Raw genomic sequence first — 19,960 nt, forward strand, 5'->3', positions numbered from 1 at the left:
CGTCAACCCGGGGTGCGCCATCGGTTGGATGTGGTTTATTGCATGCAAGGGCGAGGAATAATGGCCGTTGCCCGAATGGAGCGCGCGAATGGATAGCCACCATTTCCTGCAGACGGCCCTGGTCTTTCTGGTGGCGACGGTCATCGCCGTACCGTTGACCAAGCGTTTCAAATTGGGCTCAGTGCTGGGTTATCTGTTGGCCGGCATCGTGATCGGTCCGCAGGAACTGGGCCTGGTCAACGACACCGCCGGGGTCGCCACCATTTCCGAATTTGGCATCGTGCTGATGCTGTTCGTGATCGGCCTGGAGTTGTCGCCGCAACGTCTTTGGGTGATGCGTCGTTCCGTGTTCGGCACCGGCGTGTTGCAGGTGCTGGCGACGGGCATCGTGATGGGCGCTGCAGCCTACTATCTGTTCGGTCTTACGGTGAAGGCAGCGAGCATCGTGGGTGGTAGCCTGGCCCTGTCGTCCACGGCGTTCGGCTTGCAGATACTCGCCGAACGCAAGGAGGCCGGCTCGCCCTATGGCCGCCAGGCGTTCGCCATCCTGTTGTTCCAGGACCTTGCGGCGATCCCGTTGATTGCCGCCGTGCCTTTACTGGCCAGCGCCTCGACCAAGCACGGCTTCGATCTCACGGCGGTCACGCGCATGGTGGGCACCATCATCGCCGTGATGGTGGGTGGGCGGTATCTGTTGCGGCCCGTATTCCGTTTCGTTGCCAAGACCGATTCGCTGGAGGTATCCACGGCCACGGCCTTGCTGGTGGTGATGGGTACCGCCTGGCTGATGGAGCTGGTCGGCGTGTCGGCGACGCTTGGCGCGTTCCTGGCCGGTGTGCTGCTTGCCGACTCCGAGTACCGGCATGACCTGGAGTCTCATCTCGAGCCGTTCAAGGGACTATTGCTCGGCTTGTTTTTCATCAGCGTCGGCATGTCGATGGACGTCACCTTGCTGCTGCAGCAACCGTTGCGCGTGGCCACGCTGGTCGGCTACCTGATGTTGATGAAGGGCGTGTTGTTGTGGCCGCTGGGTCGCATCGTGGGCGCGCTCGATCGCCGCGATGCCTTGCGTCTGGCCGTGCTGCTGGCCTGTGGCGGCGAGTTCGCCTTCGTGGTGTTGAAGCTGGCGCGCGAGCAGAACCTGATTTCCATCGAACAGCAGAACCTGCAGGTCCTGGTCATCACGTTGTCGATGGCGCTGACCCCATTGCTGGTCGTGCTGTGCGCCCGGGCGTTCGGCACCAAGCCGAAGAAGACCCGGGAGTTCGACACCATCACGGCCGATTCGCCGCGGGTGATCATCGCCGGCTATGGCCGCATGGGCCAGATCGTGGCGCGCGTGTTGCGCGCGCAGGGCATCTCTTTTGTGGCGCTCGACCCCTCGGTCGAGCAGATCGAAATGGTGCAGCGCTTCGGTGGTGCCAGCAACATCTTCTACGGCGATCCGGCGCGGCCGGAAATGCTGCGCGCGGCGAAGATCGACCAGGCCGAGGTCTTCGTGCTGGCCACGGACGATCCCGAGGCGAGCCTGCGCACGGCGCGCGTGGTGCGCCGGCTGTATCCGAAGCTGAAGATCGTCGCCCGAGCACGCAATCGCCAGCATGTGTGGCGCCTGATGGATCTTGGCGTGGATGGCCCGATCCGTGAAACGCTGTATTCCAGCCTCAAGATGACGCGACAGACGCTGGAGGCGTTGGGCATGACGCCGGAACTGGCGGCGGACCGTGTGGAGCGCTTCCGTCGAAACGACGCCGAGCTGCTCGCGCGGCAGTACCTGGTCTACGACGACGACGCGCGCATCGTGCAGACCTCGCGCGAAGCGCTCAAGGATCTCGACCAGCTGTTCCAGGCCGATGCCGAGCCGGAGCCCGCGCGCGAGCGCAACCGGCCCACCGGCGTGACGCCGGATGACAAGGATGTGACGCGCTAGCGTTGCGTCGGCGCGGCAACGTCGATCGGTGCGATGCCTTCGATGCGCGCTCGCGAGTGCGCAAAGACCATGCGCTTCATGCTCGCGCCGGTACACGCAAGGCAGACGTGGCAACTTTCGCCGCGTTCGCAACTCATTTCGACGCGAATAAGGAAAGATGGCGCGGCCGGGAAGCCGTGCCGTCGAGGGGCGGATCGCTTCCGGGATCGGGCGTGGCCCGACGCCGGCTCTTCGTGCATGCATTCGCGCGTTCCAGCCCATCCTGTCGTCATCCGCTTCGGCCGTCTTGGCGACACCATCTTGCTGCAGCCCTTGCTGCACAAGCTGCGTTGCCGCTACGGCAGGAAGTGCATCCTGGTATCGCTGGGCGACTGCTCGCGTGTGCTGTACGAGGGCCATGAGGATGTTGCCGAAGTCAGGCACTTCGACCAGCAGCATGGTTCCCTGTGGCTCAATCCGCGGCGCTTGCGCACCGCCTTGTCGATGCGTGCCATGCGCGGGGCACCGTTCTATATCTGCGAGCCCGACGTACGCGCACGCACCAAGGTACGCCCCATGCTTGCGCTGGCCGGCATTGCGAGCGAGCACTGCGTCTTTATCGAGGACCACCCGTTGCGCCCGGATGAGCACTGGGTCGACTGGCTGATGCGCTTTGCCGATGAAACACCAGACGCGTTCGCCGGTGTGCCGGGCGCGGGGCCTGGCCTGGCGCATGCGCCCCGCCTGGCACCTACCCAGGCAGAGCGCAACGGCGCTCGGGTCTGGCTGGCAGAGCGCGGCCTGGAAGGCCGCCCCCTGTTGCTGTTGCAGCCTGCGAACAAGCGAACCATGCGCTGGAATGGCGTGCGCCAGGCCGACGATGACGAAAAGTCATGGCCGGTCGAACGCTGGGCTGGCCTGGCCCGCGCGATGCTGCAGGAGATGCCGCAGGCAAGCGTGCTGCTGTGCGGGTCGGCGGCCGAAGCCGGCTATCTGGCATCGATAGGTGGCGCGGCCAGGCATGCGCAGGTGATCGTGCCCAAGGAGGGCGTGCCGCTGGGCTATCTGCGTGCGCTGATGCATACCGCGCACAGCATGGTGTCGGTCGACACGGGGCCGGCCCACCTGGCCGCGGCGGTGGGGTGTCCGCTGGTGGTGCTGTTCGGTAATCGGTGGCCATCGCTGTGGACGCCGCGCAGCGGGGTGGGCAGCGCGGTCAGCGTACTCGGTGGCTTGCCGCAGGTTGAGCGCGTCGACCGGATCGGACTGGATCAGGTGGTACAGGCGTGGCGGCAATTGCCGCCACGGCCGGAGCCTCTGGCCAGGAAGCTGGCCGAGGATGCCCTTCAGTCAGATGGCTGGGCCGGCTGCCGCAGCATCTGCCGCACGCTCGGGATCGACGAGCCGGCGCGCGCGGCCAATTCGTGAGCGATATCGACGTAGCCGATGGCGCGGGCCACGTCAGCCGCGGTGCGGCCAAACGCATCGGCGGCTTGGCGGTCGGCGCCGCGCGCCAGCAGCACGCGCGCCGGTGCCAGCATGGCGTGCATGGCGCAGGCGTGCAGTGCGGTGACGCCACGCTGATCCGCGTGTTCCAGCACGGCGCCGGCATCCAGCAAGACCGGAACCAGCGCGCCGATGTGGGTCGCGTCGCAGTCGCTGCCCGGGCGCAGGTGCGCACCCAGCAGCAATAGCAGTGGCGTCTTGCCTTCCTTGTCGGCCAGGCTTACGTCGGCACTGCGCTTCAGCAGCGCGTCGAACAGGCGCCGGGCACGCAGGCTGTCGTTGTACTCAAAGCCGAACTGCGCCGCGGCGTGCAAGGCGCCATGGCCACGCGCATCCACCGCGTTCACCTCGGCGCCGGCATCCAGCAACTGTTCGGCAATCTCGGGATAGCCCAGCGCAGCGGCCATCATCAGTGCAGTGGCATCGCCGGGCAGGCGTTGGTCCACGCTGACGCCATGCTGCAGCAATAGCGCGATCAACGCCTCGCGGCGTGCGCCAACCGCGGCGGTCAGCGGCGTCATGCCGTTGTTGGCGGCAAGCGTGGCATCCGCACCGGCTTCCAGCAGCAGGGCAGCGACGTCGCGGTGACCGGCGCCGCAGGCGTGCAGCAGGGCCGTGGCGCCTTGCTGGTCGCGCGTGTCCACTGCGAAGCCGAGTTCCAGCAGGCGCTCGACGGCGGTCAGCGCGCCAGCGGCGGCGGCCTGCGGCAGATCATCGTCCCGCAGCGGCCGGCGTGGACGCGCCCAGTCGCCCCAGTTCAACCAGCGCTGCACCGCGGCGTGTTCCAGTGACAGGCCGAGCGGCGTCTCGCCATTGGCATCGATCGCCTCGGGATCGGCGCCGTGCGCCACCAGCGCACGCACCAGCGGCAGCGCGTTTTCGCCGTGCTCCAGCGCGGCGAACAGCGGCGTGCGGCCGTAATGGTCGCGGGTATTGGGATCGCAGCCGCGCGCCAATAGTGCCTGCAGCAGGGTGGGCTGCCCAAAGGTGGCAGCCAGGTGCACCGGAGTGCGTTCGCGCGCATCCGCGGTAAACGGATCGGCGCCGCGCTCGAGCATGGCCAAAGGCAAGGCGGCGCCCTGCACGCTGTCTTCCAGTCGCAGCAGGGCCTGGGTCATCAGGCCCGCGCCGGCCGGCGTCGCGCCGGCCTGCAGCAGATCCTCCACCGCCTCGGTGGCGGCAGGCAGCTGTTGCAGCAGCGCGTCGAACAGGCGGCGACCGAGCGGCGGCAGCTGTGGCTCGCGCTCTTCGATGGTGTCGGCATCGTCGACCAGCTGCGGTTGCAGGCGCGCCTCGGGATCGAGGGCGTGATCGAGCAACCAGCGCCGCGCCGCGCCCAGGCCCGCTGCGGAGAGATCCAGATAGAGCTGGGCCAGCTGCGCCTGCGGCCATTCGCGTACGCGTGCCGCAAAGGTCGACACGATGGCCCAGTGGCCGAAGCGCAGCGCATCGAGCAGGTGCGCCGGGGTATCGGCGCCTTCCGGCAGCGCGTCCATGCTGAGGCTGGCGGGCAGCGGGGTTTCCGGGTCAAGCAGGGCGACCAGGTCCCAGCGGCCGGCAGCCGCAGCATGGTCCAGCGCGCTGCGCCCGTCGCTGCCGACGGTCTTGGGCTCGGCGCCCAGTGCAAGCAGGGCACGCACCATGTCGGCATGCGCGTGTGGCGATTGGCAGGCCAGAGTCAGTGCATCGCGTCCGTGGCTGTCGCGCACGCGCGCATCGGGCTGCGCTTCGGCCAGCAGTTTCACGATGCCCACGGCGCCGGCGCGCGAGGCTTCCATCAGGGCGGTGCTGCCGTGGCGATCGGTGAGTCCCACATCGGCACCCGCGGTGCGCAATGCACGCGCAATCTGTTCGTGACCTTCCGCCGCGGCGGCCATCAAGGCGCTGCGATGGCGCGCACATACGGCATTGACGGAGGAGCGGTGCTTGAGCAGCAGCTTGACGCCTTCCACATCGTCGTCGGCCACGCCAGCCGCGGCGACGATCGCCGGCTCGCCATCGGGCGGATTCGGTTTGGCGCCACGTTCGAGCAGGAACTTCGCCACCGGCCAGTTGGCTGCGCGGCAGGCGACGGCGAGTGGACTGAGGCCGGCCTTGTTGAGCGCATTGATGGTGGCGCCAGCGTCGAGCAGCATGGCCGCCACGATCGGTTCGCCGCTCAGCACGGCGCCGTGCAGCGGGGTATTGCCCTCGGTGTCCGCCGCGAGCGGGCTGGCACCGTTGGACAGCAGGGTCATCACCGCGTCGGCGCGGCCGTGCCAGCTGTCGCGGGTCACCGCGAGCAGGGGCGTGAGGCCGCCATTGGCGCGGTTCACGTCGGCACCTTTGGCGATCAGCGCACGCAACAGCCGGGTGTCGGGCAGCAAGGCCGCCAGGGTCAGCACGGGGCGCTGATCGCGCTCGCCGCTGGCTGCGATGGTGTTCGGATCGGCGCCCGCCTCGACCAGGGCCAGGGCGCGCTCGATGTCGCTGTCTCGTACGGCAGCCAACAGGGCGCGTGCCTGTTCCGGCGTGCCGGCGGTGCGCTCTTCCTCGCTGAGTTGCGGCACGGGCTTCGGCGCCGGGGCCGATGGTCGCGGTTCGACCACGCCGGCAGACGGCTGCCGCAGCGGGCGTCGCGTTTCGCACAACAGGGCGCGCAGGGTGCGATTGGCAATCACCAGGCAGCCCAGTGGCATCAGCACCACGCCATAGATGGCCAGCGCCGCCGTGCGCAGTTCCGACGGCAGCACGCCGTAGAGCCCGGTCAGCGCGATGGCGACGAAGGCCAGCACCAGCAGCGCGAACGCCGCCGGCAGGAAGTGTGTGAAGAAACGCTCCTCGCGCGACAGGTGGCGGCCAAACGTCAGGCTGCGCGCCGTCGCCGTGAAGATCCACGAGCCGTCGCTTTGCGCCGGATAGGCGTCATCCCACACATACACCAGCCCGAAGGCGGGCCAGACGCGCCACAGCGCCGTCAGCGCCACCATCAGCGCGCCCGCGAGCAGCAGGGCCGCGCCAAGGCTCGGCGCCTGGTTCAAGCGGAGCATGGGCCAGGCGACCAGCAGAAACACCAGCACCACGTAGCCGGTGAACATCACCAGATAGGCTGCGCCCCGGCGCAGCACGGTGCGGCCAAAATGAGGCTCCGGATCGAAGCCGATGGCATGGCACACCGCCGCCATGGTCAAGGCGTTGGCGATCAGCAGCGGGATCAATGCAAGCGGGTGTGCGCCGAGCGCGGCAATCGCCGTGGCGATCAGCCCAGGCACGAACCAGGCGAGTGCTTGCAGCAGCGGGGGCGGGCGACGCGTTTTTGAGTAGGCCATGGGCGCGGAGTATAGGAATCGTGACGAGGGCAGACGGTAATCCCGTGTTAACAGCGTCGATCGAAGTGACGTTCAACGATCGCGGCTGCGATCCTGCGGTGCGCTCTTGTAGGCGAGATGATTGGCAGCGGCGAGCGTCTGCTGTGGTGGCAGCTGCAAGTGCCAGCCCTGCTCGCGCAAATGTGCCATCACCTGCTGGGCATCTTCCTGGGGAAGCTTGCGCTGGTCGTTGAGCTCGACCTCGAGCACCAGGCGCAACTCGCCGAGCATCTGGGTGAGCGAATCCGGCAGGGGGCTGAAGTCGTCGCGGCGGCCCAACCACAGGTAGGTATCGGGCTTGCGTTGGCTGGCATAGACAAAACAGTGCATAGGGGCACCCATCGGCGCGAATCGTTAAGGAGGGCGCACCGGCATCGGTACGGGCTGCAAGGGTAGCAGTCCGTGGCGTTGACGTCCCTGTCACGGCCTGAACGCCGCGATCTTCGGCCAACGCCCACGAACAGGCGGCATGGGTGGCCATCCCCCAAGAAAGATTGCTGCAACTGCACTTGCAAGCCCCGCGGCGAGCCGGCACAGTGCCGGCCGGGGGTGTTAAACGCGCGTATGAAATTAGCGAAATCGTCAATCCTCCCGCTACGACCCGAGCCAGATCAACAATAAGCAGGAGCAATGCTGATGCAGATGTCTTTCCGTCAATTTTCACGTGCGGGCCGTCCGCTCACGCTTGCTGCGCTGAGCCTGGCCATCCTGGGGACGCTCGCCGCGCCGCAGCGCGCCGAAGCCAGCGCTTTCCAGTTGCATGAAGACAGCGCCGCCGCCATGGGCCGCGCCTACGCCGGTTCCGCTACGGCGGGGGGTGACGTGTCGGTGGTGGCCAATAACCCGGCTGCGATGTCCGACCTGAAGGGTACGTATTTCCAGGCGGACATTACCGCCATCAATTTCGGCACCACCTTCAGCGGTTCTGCGCATGACGCGCTGGGTCGTCCGATCAGCGGCGGCAACGGCGGCGACGCCGGCACCACCATGCCGGTCCCGGCGATCTTCTTTGCCACCCAGATCGACGACAAGTGGCACGTCGGCGCCGGCTTCACCGTGCCGTTCGGCTTCCAGACCGAGTACGACCAGAACTGGATCGGCCGCTACAACGCCATCAAGTCGCAGTTCACCTCGCTGGATGCCACCTTGTCGGTGTCCTACGACGTGACCGACAACTTTGCGCTGGGCCTGAGCGGCATCGCGCAGCGGACCTCGGCCGAACTGACCAGCGCCATCAACTACAACGCGGTCGGTCTGGGCCTGGTCAACCAGGCGGCGCTGGCGGGTGCGCTGACCCCGGCTCAGGCGCAGGCACTGGGCCAGCAGGTCAACACCATCATTCCGCCGGGTTCGGACGGTATCGCCCGCATCAAGGGTGACGACTGGGCCTATGGCTACCAGATCGGCGCGTACTGGAAGGTCACCTCGAACGACAAGCTGGCCTTCGACTATCGCTCGAAGATCTCGCACACGCTCTCCGGCACGGCCAACTTCACCATGCCGCCGAACGTGCAGGCGCTGCTGTCCAGCCCGACCGTAGCTCCGCTGCTGGCCGGTGCCGGCGGCGTGCCGTTCACGCGCACCGAAGGCACCGCGCCGTTCACCACGCCGGCCACCGCCACCGCCAGTTACTGGCACCAGGAAGAGAAGTGGGGCATCGGTTCCGACGTGTCCTGGACCAAGTGGGACGTGTTCAAGAACCTGACCGTCAACTACGCCAACCCGGCACAGCCGGCCAGCGTGGAACAGTTCAACTGGAAGAACAGCTGGTACGTGGCGGTCGGTGGCGACTACTACCTCAACGAAAAGGTCACGCTGCGCGCAGGCTTCGCGGTCGACACCACGCCGACCACGAACAGCACCCGCGACCCGCGCGTGCCCGATGGCACCCGCCAGCTGCTGTCGTTCGGTATGGGCTACAAGGCCAGCGAGCATTTCGTGCTCAATGCCTCGTACGCGCACATCTTCGTCAACAAGGCGACCATCAACGCGACCAGCTCCACCGGCGACGTGCTGACCGGCAGCTCGGACGACTACGGCAACCTGCTGAGCTTCTCGGCCCAGTACAAGTTCTGATTCGCCGAACACCGCGAGTCACGAACGGTTCCACAAAAAAACCTCCCCGCCTTGGCGGGGAGGTTTTTTTATGGGGATCGTGCCAACCCGACGCGCCCTTTTTTGTAGGAGCGCACCCTGTGCGCGAACACCCTACGTAGCGGTGACGCCGTGGTCGCGCACAGGGTGCGCTCCTACATCGAAAAAACGCGGGCCGTCGGTCAGCCGTGGCGAAGCAGCAGCGCGAGCATGCGACGGAAGCGTGCGCCGTAAGGCGGACTGAGCATGCCGGTGCCATTGATGCGCGACTGGTGGAATACCGGCTTCATGTGCGAGAACGTGCGGAAACCGGCTTCGCCGTGATAACCGCCCATGCCGGAAGGGCCCACGCCACCAAACGGCATGCCATGCTGCGCAATGTGGTAGATCGTGTCGTTGACGGTGACGCCACCCGCATGGGTGCGTGACAGCACGCGGTCGATGCTGGCGCGGTCCTGTTCGAACAGATACAAGGCCAGCGGCTGCGGATGCGCAGCGACGTACGCAATCGCCTCGTCCAGCGTGTCATAGGGCAGCAGCGGCAGCAGCGGGCCGAAGATCTCGTCCTGCATCACGGCCATGCTGTCGTTCACGCCCGTCAGTATCACCGGCGGCATCAGCCGACGCGAAACGTCTTCCTGCGCCTCGCTGAGTGGCTCCAGGCGCGCGCCGGCGGCCACGGCATCGTCGCGCAGCTTGGCCAGGCGCGCGTACTGGCGGTCGGTGATCACGGTGGCGTATTGCCCCAGCGTGTCCAGCGAGGGATACAGCCGTGCCGCTGCCGCGCGGGCGGCGTCGACAAATTCGGCGACCCTTGCACGCGGAACCAGCAGATAGTCGGGCGCAATGCAGGTCTGCCCGGCATTCACCAGCTTGCCGGCCACGATGCGCTCGGCAGCGTGCGCCAGCCGCGCCGTCGGACCGACGATGGCTGGTGACTTGCCCCCCAGTTCCAGCGTCACCGGGGTGAGATTGGCGGCCGCGGCGCGCATCACGTGGTAACCGACCGCGGTCGAGCCGGTGAACAGCAGGTGGTCGAACGGCAAGGCCGTGAAGGCCTGGGCAACGTCCGCGTCGCCGGTGATCACCACCACGTCGTCGGGCGTGAAGTAGCGCGCCACCTGCTCGGCGAACAGCGCCGAGAAACGTGGCGTGTACTCGCTCATCTTCAGCATCACGCGGTTGCCCGCGGTGAGCGCGTCGATCAGCGGGCCGACGGCGAGGAAGATCGGGTAGTTCCACGGCACGATGATGCCGACCACGCCGCGTGGCTGTGGCAGCTGCGAAATGCTTGCAGGCAGGAACACCATGTTGGCGAGCCCGCGCCGCGGCCGCATCCAGCGGCGGCCCCGGCGCAGCGAGTGCCGCAGGTTGGACAGGCTCGGGTAGATCTCCAGCAGTTCGGTCTCCTCGACCGGGCGATGGCCGAAGTCAGCGCTGATGGCCTTGGCAAAGGCATCGCGCTGTTCGGTCAACATCTTCTCCAACGCCCGCAGGCGGGCGGCGCGCACCGGCCACGCAGGCATCGGGTCCTGCGCCTGCGCGTTGCGCAGGCGCAGGAAAGTGGCGTTGAGAGACTGGCTGGTTTCGGTCATGTCGGATCAGAACTTGGCATGCAATTCGACGCCGTACACGCGTGGCGGCGAAATGCTGGCGAACGGCGTGCCGAACACGCTGGTGCTGATGTTGTTCACGCCGGTCACGTACCGTTTGTTGAAGATATTGGTGCCATACAGTGCCACACCCCAGCGATCGCCGGCTGCGCTCCAGCCCAGGCGCGCGTCAGTGCGCTGCTGGCTGGTGCCGATCTGGAAGTTCGGGCTGATATTGCACGAGCCCTGCACCTGCGAATCGGAATTGCAGCGCGCCTTGCCACGATAGGCCTGCGACAGGTCGAACTCCACATCGCCGTTCGCTACATGATGCCATGTATAGGCCAGCGAGGCGGCGGCAGAGAACTTCGGCGTGCCGGTCGGCTGGCCGTCCAGGTTGGTGCCATCGGGCGCCGTCGCATTGCGATACGTGTCATCGATATAGGCGCCGTTGAAGCTGATGCGGAAGCTTTCGATCGGTCGCCACTGGGCTTCGAGCTCCAGGCCCTTCGCTTCCTGGTTGCTGCTGTTGACGATATAGACCGGCACGGCCGAACCGGCGCTGTTCGGGTCCAGCGCCAGCGACTGCAGGTTGTTGTAGCGGTAGTAGTACATCGAGGCATTCAGCAGCAGGTTCTGATCAGGGAACAGGCTCTTGATGCCGGCCTCGTAGTTCGTCACCGTTTCCGGTGCGAAGGTCGAGCCGACTTCCACGCTGTTGTAGCCGCCCGCCTTGTAGCCGCGCGTCACCGACACATAGCCCATGACATCGGGCGTGAACTTGTAGTCGGCCACCACGCGGGGGCTGAAATTGTTCCAGGTATTGTGGGCCGATACCGGCACGCCCACAAAGTTCGGGAAGATCACATTGCCGCCGAACGCGGCCAGCGCCATCTGCGCCTGCGGCGGCAGCAGCTGGGTGATGCCCAGCCCGTTGAGCCCGGCAATCACGCCGTCGAACGCGGGTGCGCTGCGCGGCATGTTGTACCAGCTGAAGTCCTTCTCATCACGCGTATAGCGCAGGCCGGTGGTGATGTTGAACTTGTCGTTGACATGCCAGATCACGTCGCCGAACGCCGCATACGCCTTGAAGTTGCCGTCGTTGCTGATGGCTTCGTGCCAGGGATAACCAAGCAGTGAGAACGGCAGGCCCATCGCGGCCAGCCCATTGGTGATGTCGGTCAGCGGCGTACCGACGCCAAGGACATTCTGCGCCAGCGTGTCGAGGCTGCTCGTATTGGTATTGGTCTGGCTCTGCTGGCGTGCCTGTTCCTGGTAGTAGCTGACGCCGCTCACCCAGTCCATCAGGTCGTTGTTGCCGGTGAGCTTGAACTCCTGATACCAGCTGTTGTTGTGTTCGACATTGGTCGTGTCGAGGTAGGTGACGACGTGGTTGGTGCCGTCGTAGTCGCCGCGATTGAAGGTGTCGAAGCCGCGCCAGGCCGTGGTCGAGACCAGGCTGCCCCAGCTGAAGGAATGATCGATCGACAGCGTGGCACCGTCGAATCGGCGCGTTTCCGCCGCGCCAATCGCGTCGTTGTAGAGCGGCGCGTGCAGCGGGTTGAGATAGGTGGTCGGATCGGCCGGGAACGGCGCGCGCTGGTTCGTGTCATTGGACAGCGGAATCAGGCCGATGGCGGGTTCCGGCGCCTGGTTCAGCTTTTCGTGATCCCACGACAGCAGCACACGGGTATCGTCGGTGATGTTCCAGCGATACACCGCGCGGGTGCCCCACTGGTTCGCACCGCCGTATTCCTTGCCGGTGGCGGCATCCTTGATCCAGCCGTCGCTCTGGTTGTCCAGCACGCTCAGGCGCAGCGCCATGTCCTTGTTGATCGGGATATTGAGCAAGGCGTCGGCATAGCGCTGGCCCTCGTTGCCGATGCGCACGCGCGCGTCACCCTCGAACTTGTCGGTGGGCTCGTTGGTGACGATGGAGATCGCGCCGCCGGCGGCATTGCGGCCAAACAGCGTGCCCTGCGGACCCTTCAGCACTTCGATGCGCGCGATGTCGTTGAACGCCAGCAAGGCGCCACCCGAACGCGCCGCATAGACGCCGTCGACGTAGACGCCGACGGCGGATTCGGTGCCGACACCAAAGTTGGAGGTGCTGATACCGCGCAATTCATACGTGGGCTGGGTTGGCTGGCTGGCGTCGACGACCAGGCCCGGCACGAAGATATCCATCTTGCTGAGGTCGGTCGCCGCCAGCGTATCGATCTGCTTGGCGGTGACGATCTGCAGCGCAATCGGCACCGACTGCACTTCCTGGGTGCGGCTCTGCGCCGTCACGGTGACGTTGCCGAGCAGCTTCGCCCTGTCCGGGTTCGCGGCGGTGCTGCTCGCACCTGCGCTTGATGTGTCCGGTGGTGTCTGCTGCGTCTGATCGTCAGCGAACGCGACGGCGGCATGGCTGCCGAGCAGACATACCGTGCCACCGAACAGCAGGCGGCGCAGGCAAACGGACAGCGGACGTGGACGCATGGTCATCACCGGTTTCTCCCCTTTGTATATGTAGAGCCGCGGTTTCAGCCCGCGGCTTGCAGAGCATTCAATGAATCGCGACGCAGCCCCCCGACTGCGCCGCGATCCATGCCTTGATCAGTGCAACGCCCTCACGGTGCACTGTGCTTCTCCCCAACTCGGGCATCATCACGCCAGGATCGGCCGAGTCCATGCGATACGGCAGGATGGAGTCGTTCGGAACGCCTGGCACGATGTCGAACATATGATCACCCGTGCCGCGACCGGCCGCGACGGGCGGCTTGCAGATGCCCAGGTGACGGTCTTCGGGTGCGCTCACGTCCAGCGTCAGCGCAGTCGTATTGGCCGCGCCCTTCGGATTGTGGCAGTGCCCGCAGTTGATATCGAGATAGGCACGCGCACGCGCGTCGAGCGACGCATGCGTGTCCATCCAGTTCGCGTTGCGCGGCGCTTCCGCCGGTGCTGGCGCGCCGGTGAGATAGCCCACCTTCATGAGATGGGCGAGCTGGTTTTCCTCACCGCCCGCGTAGTGATAGTCGCGGTTGAGATGGCGCGCCTTGGGTCCGATCGGATGGATCTTGCGCGTGACCCAGTCCTGCGCGTGGCAGCTGGAGCACTGGCTCTCGTCGGGCACCACATAGTTGAAGTCTTCGCGCTCGCCGGCATCGGCGACCAGGGTCAACGGAATCACCGCGCCGGTACGCGCCAGTTCGGCGTCGCTCTGGTCATCCTTCCACACATACGGGATGGCCGCCCAGCCCGCTTCGCGATGCACCAGGACGCGCGTCTCGACCAGGTGCACGTTGGCCAGGTCGAGGCCTTGTCCGGCGAAATCGCGCGAGCTGTCGTAGGTGCGCGCGACGTCGCTGAACTTCCCGTCCGCCGTCTTCGGGTAATAGAAGGTCTTGCTGATGATGGTACCGACCGGGAAGTCGAACGTATCGGTGGCGTCGTACTTGGCGGCGACGCCCTTGGGCATCCAGATCGTGCGCAGCTTGTGCGCGTAGTCGGTGAACAGCGGCGTGTTGAGGTCGTACGGCACCACGCCTTCGTTGAGCACGAGCTTGCCGCCGCGCACTTCCACGACATGCCAGTCGCTCAGCTTCGGTGGACGGCCCTCCGCCTGGAAGGCCACCGGATCCAGGCCACGGTGGCAAGCACTCACCAGCAGCAACGCCAGCAACAGGCCGGCACGCAAACAATACTTCATCATCGACGACTGCCTCAGGCTTTCGGTTCCGGATCGAGCACAACCGGCGGCAGCTTGGGCAGCGTGCACTGGTACGGCTTGGTGTCGGTGCTGGGATTCTTGAAGTCGTGCGGGCCGTCGGCGTTGATTACGCCCACGTCGCCGTTCTGGATGCAGAAGCGGTCGCCCTCGGGCGGCAGGCCGTTCACCTGCGTCTTCTCGTCCACATAGCCATCCCACAGGATGTCCGGGAACTTGCCGTTGATGCCGTAGACGGCGGTCTTCAATGCCTTGAACTTCAGGCCGTCGGGCGAATCGCCGCCACCCTTGAAGCGGTTGTCGTAGATGAAGATGCCCTTCGGGTAGGGGTTGTAGTCGGCCGCCACGCCCCGGGTGTTGTAGTAGTTGGTGGAGAAGTAGCTGGAAATGATGATATTGGCGGTCTGGCTGTTGGAGATGTCGTTGTCGAAGATCTCCACCTTGTCGTTGGAGTTCACCACCACGCCGGCGCCGCGCGGCACGCTGGCTACCGCAGCACCCTTGGCGGCGAAGTTGTCGGTGTTGTTGTCCACCACCTGGTTCTTGAAGATGCGCGTGCTGTGGCCGGCCTGCGACAGGTTCGGCATGTTGAACACCAGGATGCCGCCAGTGTTGTGCGTGGCCATGTTGTCGTAGACGTCGGCATTCACCGAATTCTCGATCTCGATGCCGGCCACGTTGTATTCGGCATGGTTGCGGCGTACCACGATGTTGTTGGACTGGCCGACGTAGATGCCCGCGTCGGAGGCGCCAATGACGACCGAGTCTTCAATGAGGACGTTCTGCGTCTTCACGGGGTACAGGCCGTAGGCACCGTTGGTGGTCTTGGGACCACCGGTCCATTCCACGCGCACGCCACGGATGGTGATGTTCCTGCCCTGGTTGATCTTCAGGGCATCGCCCTTGGTGTCTTCCAGGGCCAGGTTCTCGATGGTGAAGTCGTTGGCATTGACCAGCAGGCCTTCGGGGCCGACCAGTTGGCCCTTGAACGACAGTACGGTCTGGTCCTTGCCGGCGCCCTTGATGGTCACGCCGTCCGTGCGCAGGCTCAGGCCGCGCTGGAGATGGTAGTGACCCGCGGGAATCTCGATCACGCTGCCCGGCTTGGCGTCGAGCAACTGTTGCTGGAGCTTGGCCTCGAAGGAGGCGTCGGTGCTGCTCTGCGTGGGGGCCTGTTGACTGCTGCAGGCGGCCAGCAGGAACGGAATGATCACGGCCAGATGAGTTTTGCGCATGGTTGCCTTGCTTCCCCGGGTGCGACAGTGTGCTTGACGAGCCACTGTCTCGGAATCCGCTGGCGGCGGGGAGGGGCGTAGCAGCGGTGAAGGGGGGCAATTCGGCCAGCGTCGCTCCCCCGGATGACCGCGACGGTCAGTCCGGAGGAGTCGGGTCGCGCCTGGGCAAGCGGTTTACCAGCGGTAACGCGCCGATACGGTGATTTCGCGCGGATAGCCGTAATAGCACCAGATCGCGCTGTTGCAGGCGCTGACGTAGGTCCGGTCGAACAGGTTGGCGGCGGTGACCTGGAAGCGCCAGTTCCGCAGGTCGTAGTGGGCATTGGCGTCGTACAGCACATAGCCGCCGGTGCGGAACTGGTTGTTCGCGTCGCCGTAGTGCGCGCCGATGTAGCGCACGCCGCCGCCGAAGCCGAGGCCGGCCAACACGCCGGTATGCACGTTGTAATCGGCCGAGACCGAGGCCTGCTGCTTGGGCACCAGGGCGACCTGCTTGCCCAGGGTGGCATCGTTGGCGCGCGTGACCTTGGCATCGGTATAGGCGTAGGCGGCCGTCATGCTCAAGTAGTCGGTCAGCGCGACATTTGCTTCCAGTTCGGCGCCACGGGTGCGGGTCTGGCCCTGCTGCAGCGAGAAGAACAGGTGCTCGGGATCGACGGTGAGCGAATTCTTCAGCGTCAGCTGGTACACCGCAGCCGTGATCAGCGTGCGCCCCGAGGGCGTCTGGTATTTCACGCCGCCTTCGTACTGGTCGCCGGTGGTCGGCTTGAACGCGTTGCCTTCGAAGGTCTGGCCCACCGTGGTCATGAACGAATGCGAATAGGCGATATACGGCACCAGGCCGATGTCGGTGGTGTAGTTGAGGCCGAGGCGACCGGAGAAGGCGCTGTCGTTCTGCTTGTCCTGGGTGTTGGCGATCTGGTCGTCGACCTTGTTGGTCACCCAGTCGTTGCGTCCGCTGGCGACGAGGCCCCAGCGGCCCCAGTTGATCTGGTCCTGTACGTAGGCGCCGAGTTGTTCGAGCACGCTATGCGTGTGGAAGGTGTACGGCGTCGGGGTAATCGGCGCGCCGTAGACCGGATCGAAGATATCGATGGGCGGCGCGGCGCCGAAGCCGGACTTGTAGTCGTTCGTGCTGTGCAGGTAGTCCACGCCCATCAGCACCGTGTGCTGCACGTCGCCCTGGGCGAATTTCGCCTCGGCCTGGTTGTCCACGGCAACCACATGCGCCTCGTCCACCAGCGGATAGTTGTAGCGGTTGAGCGTGCGCAAGTCGTCCTGCAGACCCAGGCTGCCGATCGAACGGTGATCCACCGTTTCGTTCTGCACGCGCAGGTCCTGGCGCACCGACCACACCTCGTTGAAGCGGTGGGTGAATTCGTAGCCGAGCGACGCGTCGGTCTTGTGGTAGTAGTCGTAGTCGGGCTCGCCGGTATTGACGTCGCGCGGGATCTGGCCGTTTGGATTGGGGTAAAGCGTGCCCTGCGAGGGCAGGAAGCCGCCCACGCCGCTGGACAGGCTGCGCTGGTAGCGCGCCAGCAAGGTCAGCGAGGTGTCGTCGTCCGGCTTCCAGGTGAGGCTGGGGGCGAAGTAGTAGCGATCGTCCTGCGAGTGCTCGATGTTGGAGTCGCCCTTGCGGGCGAGCGCCACCACGCGCCACAGCCAGTGGCCGTCGCTGTCGAGCTGGCCGCCGGTATCGCCGGCCAGCTGGCGCTGGCGAAAGCTGCCCACGGTCGCCTCGATCTCCTGCGGCGCCTCCAGGCTGGGGCGCTTGCTGGTCATGTCGATCATGCCGCCCGGCGGCATCTGGCCGTACATCACCGAGGTCGGGCCCTTGTTCACTTCGACGCGCTCCAGGCCGTACGGCTCGATGCGCGAGTCGGCGGTCCACACGCCATTGGGCAGTGCCAGACCGTCCAGGAACTTGGCCGGGTCGTAGCCGCGGATGAGGATCCAGTCACTGCGCGGATCGGCGCCATAGCTGCCGCCCACCGCGCCGGCCAGGTAGCGCACGGCCTCGTCCAGGCCCTGCACGCCGTACAACTGCATGCGCTCGGGGGTGATGATGCTGACCGACTGGGGAATGTCGACGGTCGGCGTTTCGGTCTTGGTGGTCGAGTAGACGACATTGACAGCCTCGAGGGCGACGCTGTCTTTGCCGTCTTGGCTGGTGGTGGTCGTTTGCTGGGCGTTGGTGCTGTCGGTTTGCTCGGCTGCGAAGGCCGGGCCGGCGAGGGCAAGCGACATCGCGACCAGAAGCGCACTTCTGGGATAGGTGGCAGACATACGGGGCAACCTGGGCAGAAAGGAAGGGGTTGTGGCCCGTACCAGCGCCACCCGCTCTGACGGCGGATGGTTAAATGATAGTGATTCGCATTATTAGTTCAAGTTTTTTGATCAAGGCATGGGCCGGCTGGCCGTGTTAGGGCAAGCCCTGGCGCCCGATGCCGAGCGCCCGGATGAGCTGGGTGCGGTTGGGAGCCGGCGCCTGAAGGCATGTCTCCGGCACGGACAGTCCTGCCTGGCGCTCAGGCCGCCTGCTGGCGGGCGCTGCGCGGCGGCATGCCGGTCCAGCGCTTGAACGCACGGCGGAATTCGCGTGGATCGCTGAAACCGATCTCGAGGCCGATTTCCGCCACGCTCAGCGCACCGCCATGCAACAGTTCCAGTGCCCGCTCGGCGCGGACACGATCATGGATCTCGCGGAAAATGCGGCCGCCTTCGGCCAGCCGGCGGCGCAGCGAGCGCTCGCTCATATTGAGCATGCGGGCCACATCCGGCAGCCGCGGCTGCTGGCGCAGGTGGCTACGCAGCAGGCGCTCGACTGAGACGACGACCTCCTGTTGCATGCCACCGACACCGTGCTGTTGCGTGCACAGCGCGAGGGCCTGCTGCGCCGTCAACGGGTTGTGCGAGGGCAGTGGATGCCCCAGCCATTGCGCGTCGAGCACGACGCGGTTGAGGCGCGCGCCGAACACCAGTTCGCACTGGAAGTAATCAGCATAGGCCTGGACATGCGCGGGCCTGGCGTAGGTCACCTCGAGCCGGGATGGCCGGAAGTCGCTGCCCACCAGCTGGCGCGCGATGGCCAGAGCGCTGGAGAACAACTCCTCGCACAGGAACGGCAGCAAGGGCGGATCGTTGAAGCGTGGCCAGGCGGCCAGGGCCACCTCGCGCGGGCCGGCGACTTCGAAGCTGACATCGAGCAGGCTGCCGCTGACCCGATGGTGCGTGATGCCCGCGGTCATGGCATCGCCAAACGTGGGCGACGTCATCATGGCCAGACCGAGCAAGCCGAAGCTGCCCAGCGTCTCGCCCTGGCCGACCTCGAGCCCCAGTCCCGGCTCGCCCGTTGCCTGCAAGGCGCGACGTATCACCATCTGGGCCTGTCGATAGGACACGCGCAGGGTGGGGTCGTTCAGCTGGTCGCGGCGCAGCCCGGAACCGGTGAACCAGGCATCGCAGGAAAGGCCGCGCGAAAGCGCCAGCTGGGTGAGATGGACGAGGATGTTCGGTGGGGTTTCGGCCGCGGTATAGCGCGGGTCGGCGCCCGCTGGCGTACCCGTGGAGTCCTCGGTTGCTTGACCGGCCATGGCCGCAACGGACGTCATCTGCTTACTCCAGCCCCTGACGCCGGATAAGCCCGACGCCGACTTGATCTATATCATGCGGAGCGACCCTACCGCTTTACGCAATGCACCAACGGCCGCATCCTGGCGGGAGAACCCCCGGTGCAACGGCCGGGCCGCCGTGCGCTGCCGGGCAAGCGCTGATCGAGCCGACGCCCTATGGAATACCACCCACACCGCCGCGCCTAGCGGGGTACGGGTGTCGCGGTCTGCCATCGTTCGATCCACCGGTTCAGATCCGCCAGCCGCTTCGCCTCGTCATCGCGCAGGCTCATGCCGATGGCGACGCCGGCGACGTGGCCGCTGGGGTCCAGCAACATCAAGGTGGGGTAGGTGCTGACGCCGAGCGTGTCGATCAATGCCTGGCCGCCGTGGAGGATGGGCCAGGCGAAGCCGCGGCTGCCGGCGAACCGACGCGCCGTGTCCGCGTCCTCATAAGTGATGGCGACAAAGTTCATGTCGCCGTGCTGGCGCGCAAAGGCACTGAGCGTCGGCACTTCGGCGATGCATGGTGCGCAGTCGGCGAAGAAGAAACTGATCAGCGTATAGCGGCCCTGGTAGGAGCCTAGTCGTTGCGTGCCACCTTGCAGCGCCGGCAGCTCGAACGGCGGAAACGCATCGCCGCGCTTGAACGCGAATCGAGCGGGCTGCCCGGGTGTCTGGATGCGCAGCATGGCGGCGCCAGCCTGGCTGTCCTTGGTGCTGCTGAAGGTCTTGCCGTCGCCAAGCAGGCGGGTGAACGCGGCGTAGTTGATGGATACGCCAGCTTGATCGAGATAGCGCACGGTGGGTGATGCACCCAATTGCAGCGATGCGATCAGGCTTTGCTCGTCGCGCGTCTGCGCGGCATGCAGCGAGGTGTTGCACAACGCCGCCAGTAACATCCATCCGAGCAGTGGCGATGCACGTCGCAAGGGACTCTCCAGCGCTCCGTCG

At 65.9% G+C, this 19,960-nt stretch carries 12 protein-coding genes; 3 read left to right on the plus strand and 9 right to left on the minus strand.

Annotation, left to right across the window (positions count from 1 at the left end; all coding sequences use genetic code 11):
• The first annotated feature begins 88 nt into the window (after nt 1–88).
• Both OUZ49_RS16415 and OUZ49_RS16420 read left to right on the plus strand, forming a co-directional pair.
• Nucleotides 89–1,930, plus strand: a complete 1,842-nt coding sequence (locus OUZ49_RS16415) for a monovalent cation:proton antiporter-2 (CPA2) family protein (RefSeq protein WP_266151646.1) — start codon at nt 89–91, stop codon at nt 1,928–1,930.
• Between the two features lie 237 nt (nt 1,931–2,167).
• A complete protein-coding gene (locus OUZ49_RS16420; RefSeq protein ID WP_266151647.1) occupies nt 2,168–3,337 on the plus strand; it encodes a glycosyltransferase family 9 protein in 1,170 nt (389 codons plus the stop codon).
• Here the strand turns inward: OUZ49_RS16420 and OUZ49_RS16425 are convergent.
• Nucleotides 3,256–6,723 carry an ankyrin repeat domain-containing protein gene (locus OUZ49_RS16425; RefSeq protein ID WP_266151648.1) on the minus strand — a complete coding sequence of 1,156 codons (3,468 nt, stop codon included), beginning with the start codon at nt 6,721–6,723 and terminating at the stop codon, nt 3,256–3,258. The two genes, OUZ49_RS16420 and OUZ49_RS16425, sit on opposite strands and share 82 nt — an antisense overlap.
• Before the next feature lie 72 nt (nt 6,724–6,795).
• On the minus strand, nt 6,796–7,104 hold the full coding sequence (locus OUZ49_RS16430; RefSeq protein ID WP_380005250.1) for a YcgL domain-containing protein: 309 nt from the start codon (nt 7,102–7,104) through the stop codon (nt 6,796–6,798).
• 294 nt (nt 7,105–7,398) lie between these two features.
• Between OUZ49_RS16430 and OUZ49_RS16435 the strand changes: the two genes are divergently transcribed.
• Nucleotides 7,399–8,838, plus strand: coding sequence for an OmpP1/FadL family transporter (locus OUZ49_RS16435; protein WP_266151650.1), 1,440 nt, complete (start codon nt 7,399–7,401; stop codon nt 8,836–8,838).
• 200 nt (nt 8,839–9,038) lie between these two features.
• On the opposite strand, the gene OUZ49_RS16440 is transcribed toward OUZ49_RS16435, so the two are convergent.
• The 7 genes from OUZ49_RS16440 to OUZ49_RS16470 all read right to left on the minus strand — a co-directional run bounded on the left by OUZ49_RS16440 (nt 9,039) and on the right by OUZ49_RS16470 (nt 19,938).
• Entirely contained in the window at nt 9,039–10,451 is a 1,413-nt protein-coding gene (locus tag OUZ49_RS16440) for a coniferyl aldehyde dehydrogenase (RefSeq protein WP_266151651.1), read from the minus strand.
• 6 nt (nt 10,452–10,457) lie between these two features.
• Entirely contained in the window at nt 10,458–12,938 is a 2,481-nt protein-coding gene (locus OUZ49_RS16445; protein ID WP_266151652.1) for a TonB-dependent receptor, read from the minus strand.
• 61 nt (nt 12,939–12,999) lie between these two features.
• Nucleotides 13,000–14,145 carry an SO2930 family diheme c-type cytochrome gene (locus tag OUZ49_RS16450; RefSeq protein WP_266151653.1) on the minus strand — a complete coding sequence of 382 codons (1,146 nt, stop codon included), beginning with the start codon at nt 14,143–14,145 and terminating at the stop codon, nt 13,000–13,002.
• Between the two features lie 11 nt (nt 14,146–14,156).
• Complete coding sequence (locus OUZ49_RS16455) at nt 14,157–15,395, minus strand: parallel beta-helix domain-containing protein (RefSeq protein ID WP_266151654.1); 1,239 nt, start codon at nt 15,393–15,395, stop codon at nt 14,157–14,159.
• Between the two features lie 174 nt (nt 15,396–15,569).
• Nucleotides 15,570–17,681: a TonB-dependent siderophore receptor gene (locus tag OUZ49_RS16460; protein ID WP_266151655.1), complete on the minus strand. Its 2,112-nt coding sequence runs from the start codon at nt 17,679–17,681 to the stop codon at nt 15,570–15,572.
• 242 nt (nt 17,682–17,923) lie between these two features.
• The gene (locus OUZ49_RS16465) at nt 17,924–19,006 is read right to left on the minus strand and encodes an AraC family transcriptional regulator (protein WP_266151656.1); all 1,083 of its coding nucleotides are present in this window, start codon (nt 19,004–19,006) and stop codon (nt 17,924–17,926) included.
• Between the two features lie 203 nt (nt 19,007–19,209).
• Nucleotides 19,210–19,938, minus strand: coding sequence for a TlpA family protein disulfide reductase (locus OUZ49_RS16470; protein WP_266151657.1), 729 nt, complete (start codon nt 19,936–19,938; stop codon nt 19,210–19,212).
• Between the last annotated feature and the right edge of the window lie 22 nt (nt 19,939–19,960).

The sequence above is a fragment of the Dyella halodurans genome (assembly GCF_026283925.1).
GTDB lineage: Bacteria > Pseudomonadota > Gammaproteobacteria > Xanthomonadales > Rhodanobacteraceae > Dyella > Dyella halodurans.

Excerpts from the sequence above, each read along its gene's own strand:
- OUZ49_RS16415 (WP_266151646.1), top strand. The coding sequence starts at position 89 with ATGGATAGCCACCATTTCCTGCAGACGGCCCTGGTCTTTCTGGTGGCG.
- OUZ49_RS16420 (WP_266151647.1), top strand. The coding sequence starts at position 2,168 with ATGCATTCGCGCGTTCCAGCCCATCCTGTCGTCATCCGCTTCGGCCGT.
- OUZ49_RS16425 (WP_266151648.1), bottom strand. The coding sequence starts at position 6,723 with ATGGCCTACTCAAAAACGCGTCGCCCGCCCCCGCTGCTGCAAGCACTC.
- OUZ49_RS16430 (WP_380005250.1), bottom strand. The coding sequence starts at position 7,104 with ATGGGTGCCCCTATGCACTGTTTTGTCTATGCCAGCCAACGCAAGCCC.
- OUZ49_RS16435 (WP_266151650.1), top strand. The coding sequence starts at position 7,399 with ATGCAGATGTCTTTCCGTCAATTTTCACGTGCGGGCCGTCCGCTCACG.
- OUZ49_RS16440 (WP_266151651.1), bottom strand. The coding sequence starts at position 10,451 with ATGACCGAAACCAGCCAGTCTCTCAACGCCACTTTCCTGCGCCTGCGC.
- OUZ49_RS16445 (WP_266151652.1), bottom strand. The coding sequence starts at position 12,938 with ATGACCATGCGTCCACGTCCGCTGTCCGTTTGCCTGCGCCGCCTGCTG.
- OUZ49_RS16450 (WP_266151653.1), bottom strand. The coding sequence starts at position 14,145 with ATGATGAAGTATTGTTTGCGTGCCGGCCTGTTGCTGGCGTTGCTGCTG.
- OUZ49_RS16455 (WP_266151654.1), bottom strand. The coding sequence starts at position 15,395 with ATGCGCAAAACTCATCTGGCCGTGATCATTCCGTTCCTGCTGGCCGCC.
- OUZ49_RS16460 (WP_266151655.1), bottom strand. The coding sequence starts at position 17,681 with ATGTCTGCCACCTATCCCAGAAGTGCGCTTCTGGTCGCGATGTCGCTT.
- OUZ49_RS16465 (WP_266151656.1), bottom strand. The coding sequence starts at position 19,006 with ATGACGTCCGTTGCGGCCATGGCCGGTCAAGCAACCGAGGACTCCACG.